The organism is Micrococcus sp. HG099 (assembly GCF_024723355.1).
In the GTDB taxonomy this organism is placed as follows: Bacteria; Actinomycetota; Actinomycetes; order Actinomycetales; family Micrococcaceae; genus Micrococcus; species Micrococcus endophyticus.
On sequence record NZ_JANQCJ010000176.1, the window covers coordinates 1 to 3,405 of the forward strand.

A 3,405-nucleotide genomic window follows, 5' to 3' on the forward strand; every position below is an offset into this window, starting at 1 on the left:
GCCCGCGCCGACCCCACCCGCGCCCGCGCCGACCCCACCCGTGCCGCCCGCGCCCGCGCCCGCGCCGACTCCACCCGTGCCGCCCGCGCCCGCGCAACTCGCGGTCACACGGGACCGGCCGGATCCCCTCCCCGGACGCCTCTGCCAGAGTGGGACCATGACCAGCTACGCCGACCTCGCCGCCCGATTCGCCGACGCCTTCGACGCCGTGGGCCACGGCGAACGCGCCCGCGAGGCCGGCCGGCACCTGCCCTTCGCCGTGCAGCGGGGCCTGCAGGAGGCCGGGTTCGGGCGGGTCAGCGTGCCCGAGGCCGTGGGCGGGGACGGCGCCTCGCACGAGACCGCCCTGCGCCTGCTCATGGACCTGGCCGCCCGGGACGTGAACACCGCCCACCTGTGGCGCTCCCACCTCGTGTTCGTGGCCACCGTCCTGGATCAGGTCCCGGCCGCGGCGGAGCCCTGGCTGGAGCGGGTCGTCGCCGGGGACTGGGCCGGCTCCGCCCTCGCCGAGCGCGGCACCGCGGCCCCCGGACGCGCCGCCACCATGGCCGAGCGGGACGAGGGCGGGACCTGGGTGGTCACGGGGGAGAAGTACTACGCCACGGGCTCCGCGTTCGCCACGTGGACCATCGCCACCGTCGGCGTGGACGGGGACGGGCTCGTCTCCCGCCGCAACTCCAAGCGGGCCGGCGGCGTCGTCCGCGAGCCGGGGCGCGCCGTCGCCGTCGTCCGCGTGCGTCAGCCGCGGGTGCGCGTGAAGGACGACTGGGACGGCTTCGGCCAGCGCCTCACCGCCACCGGGTCCGTGGTCCTGGACGGGGCGGCCGCCGAGGCCCTGCTCGAGGTGCCGCGACGCGAGGGCCCCGTGCCCGTGCTGCAGGAGGCCTCGCTGCTGGCCCTGCAGGTGGGCGTGGGCCGGGCCGCGCTCGTGGAGGGCGTCGAGCTGCTGCGCGCGCGGCGGCGCACCTTCAACACCGGCACCGAGGCGCTGCCGGCGCAGGACCCACAGCTGCTCGAGATCATGGGCCGGCTCGCGGGGCAGCTCGCCGCCGCCGAGGCGCTCGTGCGGCAGGTCGGCGGGCTCATGGACGAGGCCGAGGAGCGGGGGACCGCCGGCGACGACGGCGGCGCGGCCCGCCTCATGGAGGAGGCCATGGTGGCCGCGTACCGGGCGCAGGCCGTGGTGCCCGACGCCGTGCTGGGCGTGTGCACCGGCATCTTCGACACGCTCGGGGCGTCCGCGACCTCCGCCGCCCTCCAGCTGGACCGCCACTGGCGCAATGCGCGCACCCTCGCCACGCACGACCCCGCCGCGTTCAAGGTCCGCATGGCCGGCGACCACCTGGTCAACGGCACGCCCCCGACGGCCTACACGTCGGCCGGCGTCGTCGACGACGACTGACCCCCTTCCGCCTCCCTCCTTCCCCCACCCCCGCCTTCTCCCGCCTTCCCTCGCCTTCTTGCGTTTGGGGTGACTTATCGGGGGTCCTGGGGCCTTTCACCTCCGACAACTCGCCCGAAACGCGCAAGACCGGGTCACATGAGCCCCCGCCGGAGCCCGCGCAGGCTCCGGCGGGCCTGCCGTGTCGCTCGACGTCGTCGCCGTTCGGCGCGGAGCCCACCCCGTGGTGTGCTGATCCCACCCATCCAGAGCGGCCGAGAGATCTGGCTCGACGACGCCGCAGCAACCCGCCTCCCCGGCCCGCCCCCGCGGACCCGGACGAGGGCAAGGGTGCTCCCGCCAGGACCGATGGACGCGTCCTCGCTCCCCGGACCCCGCCCTGCGCGGCCCGGTCGCGGCGGGCCGTGCGGAGGTCACGACCCCCCTTCGAGAGGAGACGTCATGATCAGCATCCAGAACGTCTCCACCGCGTTCGGCGAGCACCGCGCGGTGGACGACGTCAGCCTGGAGATCCCCACCGGATCCATCCAGGGCATCATCGGGTTCTCGGGCGCCGGCAAGTCCACGCTCCTGCGCAACGTCAACCTGCTCCTGCGCCCCAGCGCGGGACGCGTCGTCGTGGACGGCACGGACCTCACCGCCCTCTCCCCGAGCGGGCTGCGCGAGGCCCGCCGCGGCATCGGCATGGTGTTCCAGCACTTCAACCTCGTCCACAACCTCACGGCCGCGCAGAACGTGGCGCTGGCCCTGAAGTTCGCCGGCGTGGACCGTCGCGCGCGCCAGGCCCGGGCCCATGAGGCCCTCGAGATCGTCGGCCTGGCCGACCACGCCGGGCGCTACCCCGCCGAGCTCTCCGGCGGCCAGGCCCAGCGGGTGGCCATCGCCCGCGCCCTGTCCACCCGCCCCTCGGTGCTGCTGTGCGACGAGCCGACCTCCGCCGTCGACCCCCGCACCACCGCCACCGTCCTGCAGCACCTCGTGGACATCAACCGGGACCTCGGGATCACCACGGTGATCGTCACCCACGAGATGAACGTGATCCGCGCCGTCGCGGACGACGTCGCCGTCATGGAGGACGGCCGCGTGGTGGAGCGGTTCGCGCTCGCGGACCTGGAGCGGGCGGACTTCGCCCCGCGCACGGGCATCGGCCGATACCTCCTCGAGGACGAGATCGCGCTGGAGCGCCCGCCCCTGCGCGGCGCGGCCGGCGCTCCCGACGGCGACCGCGCCGGTTCCGGGACCACGCCCGGCACCTCGCCCGGCACCACGTCCATCCCCGGCGACGTGCGTGAGGCGGTGGTCGCCGGTGTCTGAGGCCCTCTCCCGCATCCTCCAGGTCTGGCCCGAGATCGTCGTGGCCCTGGGCCAGACGCTCACCATGCTGGCCGTGACCATCCCGCTCGCGGTGCTGCTCGGCACGCCGCTGGGCATCTGGCTGTTCACGCACGCGCCGGGCGGGCTCTCGCCGTCGCCGCGGCTGCATCGGGTCGTGGACGCGGCCGTGAGCATGCTGCGCTCGTTCCCGTTCCTGATCCTGCTGATCGCGATCATCCCGGTGACCCGCCTGATCGTGGGCACCACGATCGGCACGGCCGCGGTGATCGTCCCGCTCACGGTCAACGCCATCCCGTACTTCGCCCGCTTCGTGGAGCAGAACCTGGCGCAGCTGGGCCCGGGCCCGGTGGAGGCGGCCCGCGCGATGGGCGCCACGCGCGGCCAGATCGTGCGGGACGTGCTCCTCGTGGACGCCCGGCCGGCGCTCGTGGGCTCGCTGACCATCATGAGCGTCAGCTTCATCTCCTACTCGGCGATGGCCGGGCTGGTGGGCGGCGGCGGCATCGGCGACTTCGCCATCCGCTACGGCTACTACCGGTACGAGACCCCGCTCATGGTGGTCGCGATCCTCCTGATGATCGGGCTCGTGGCCCTGCTGCAGTTCGCCGGCACGCGCCTGTCCCAGCGGCTGGACCACCGCCGGCCGCGCACCGCGCGTCGTCCCCGCC

The 3,405-nt window shown here is 75.1% G+C and carries 3 protein-coding genes; all 3 read left to right on the forward strand.

The genetic code is table 11. The features are described 5' to 3' along the window. The first annotated feature begins 157 nt into the window (after positions 1-157). Positions 158-1,402, forward strand: a complete 1,245-nt coding sequence (locus NWP10_RS11060; protein WP_258300947.1) for an acyl-CoA dehydrogenase family protein — start codon at positions 158-160, stop codon at positions 1,400-1,402. A gap of 441 nt (positions 1,403-1,843) precedes the next feature. After that, positions 1,844-2,716, forward strand: coding sequence for a methionine ABC transporter ATP-binding protein (locus NWP10_RS11065; protein ID WP_158508250.1), 873 nt, complete (start codon positions 1,844-1,846; stop codon positions 2,714-2,716). Beyond that, positions 2,709-3,405: methionine ABC transporter permease (locus NWP10_RS11070; RefSeq protein WP_258300948.1), on the forward strand; the 697-nt coding region annotated here is incomplete at its 3' end. The genes NWP10_RS11065 and NWP10_RS11070, both read left to right, overlap by 8 nt.

What these genes read in the sequence shown, in the direction of transcription:
- NWP10_RS11060 (WP_258300947.1), top strand. Translation starts at nt 158, where the DNA reads ATGACCAGCTACGCCGACCTCGCCGCCCGATTCGCCGACGCCTTCGAC.
- NWP10_RS11065 (WP_158508250.1), top strand. Translation starts at nt 1,844, where the DNA reads ATGATCAGCATCCAGAACGTCTCCACCGCGTTCGGCGAGCACCGCGCG.